The sequence below is a fragment of the Burkholderia sp. Ac-20392 genome (assembly GCF_017104585.1).
Classification (GTDB): Bacteria; Pseudomonadota; Gammaproteobacteria; order Burkholderiales; family Burkholderiaceae; genus Burkholderia; species Burkholderia lata.
Map to the genome: position 1 here is coordinate 1 of NZ_JAAGPB010000951.1, position 1798 is coordinate 1798.

Sequence of the window (1798 nt, forward strand, 5' to 3'; positions counted from 1 at the left end):
GCGAGATAGCTCTGGAAAGGAGGTGATCCAGCCGCACCTTCCGATACGGCTACCTTGTTACGACTTCACCCCAGTCATGAATCCTACCGTGGTGACCGTCCTCCTTGCGGTTAGACTAGCCACTTCTGGTAAAACCCACTCCCATGGTGTGACGGGCGGTGTGTACAAGACCCGGGAACGTATTCACCGCGGCATGCTGATCCGCGATTACTAGCGATTCCAGCTTCACGCACTCGAGTTGCAGAGTGCGATCCGGACTACGATCGGTTTTCTGGGATTAGCTCCCCCTCGCGGGTTGGCGACCCTCTGTTCCGACCATTGTATGACGTGTGAAGCCCTACCCATAAGGGCCATGAGGACTTGACGTCATCCCCACCTTCCTCCGGTTTGTCACCGGCAGTCTCCTTAGAGTGCTCTTGCGTAGCAACTAAGGACAAGGGTTGCGCTCGTTGCGGGACTTAACCCAACATCTCACGACACGAGCTGACGACAGCCATGCAGCACCTGTGCGCCGGTTCTCTTTCGAGCACTCCCACCTCTCAGCGGGATTCCGACCATGTCAAGGGTAGGTAAGGTTTTTCGCGTTGCATCGAATTAATCCACATCATCCACCGCTTGTGCGGGTCCCCGTCAATTCCTTTGAGTTTTAATCTTGCGACCGTACTCCCCAGGCGGTCAACTTCACGCGTTAGCTACGTTACTAAGGAAATGAATCCCCAACAACTAGTTGACATCGTTTAGGGCGTGGACTACCAGGGTATCTAATCCTGTTTGCTCCCCACGCTTTCGTGCATGAGCGTCAGTATTGGCCCAGGGGGCTGCCTTCGCCATCGGTATTCCTCCACATCTCTACGCATTTCACTGCTACACGTGGAATTCTACCCCCCTCTGCCATACTCTAGCCTGCCAGTCACCAATGCAGTTCCCAGGTTGAGCCCGGGGATTTCACATCGGTCTTAGCAAACCGCCTGCGCACGCTTTACGCCCAGTAATTCCGATTAACGCTCGCACCCTACGTATTACCGCGGCTGCTGGCACGTAGTTAGCCGGTGCTTATTCTTCCGGTACCGTCATCCCCCGACTGTATTAGAGCCAAGGATTTCTTTCCGGACAAAAGTGCTTTACAACCCGAAGGCCTTCTTCACACACGCGGCATTGCTGGATCAGGCTTTCGCCCATTGTCCAAAATTCCCCACTGCTGCCTCCCGTAGGAGTCTGGGCCGTGTCTCAGTCCCAGTGTGGCTGGTCGTCCTCTCAGACCAGCTACTGATCGTCGCCTTGGTAGGCCTTTACCCCACCAACTAGCTAATCAGCCATCGGCCAACCCTATAGCGCGAGGCCCGAAGGTCCCCCGCTTTCATCCGTAGATCGTATGCGGTATTAATCCGGCTTTCGCCGGGCTATCCCCCACTACAGGACATGTTCCGATGTATTACTCACCCGTTCGCCACTCGCCACCAGGTGCAAGCACCCGTGCTGCCGTTCGACTTGCATGTGTAAGGCATGCCGCCAGCGTTCAATCTGAGCCAGGATCAAACTCTTCAGTTTAAACCTGTTACTGTTTTCGGTTCAGTTAAGAACCGGTCGCTCACTCAAAGCTGACAGGAATATGAATTGCTTCATAAACCTGACTTACTTTAGTGTGAGACTCTTGATACTTTCGCTATCTGATCCGAGGATCAGCTCGCTTCCATCAAGCGCCCACACTTATCGGCTGTTAATTTTTAAAGAGCATTCTGCGAGGAACTTCGTGTTTCTCAGCAGCGCTGCGTTTTCAGCAGCAGAGAAGCGAGATTAT

Annotated in this window: 1 rRNA gene; it reads right to left on the minus strand. The window is 53.8% G+C overall.

Features of this window, described 5'->3' with window-relative positions:
* Positions 1-15: 15 nt before the first annotated feature.
* Positions 16-1548, minus strand: a 16S ribosomal RNA gene (locus G3N99_RS40015).
* Between the last annotated feature and the right edge of the window lie 250 nt (positions 1549-1798).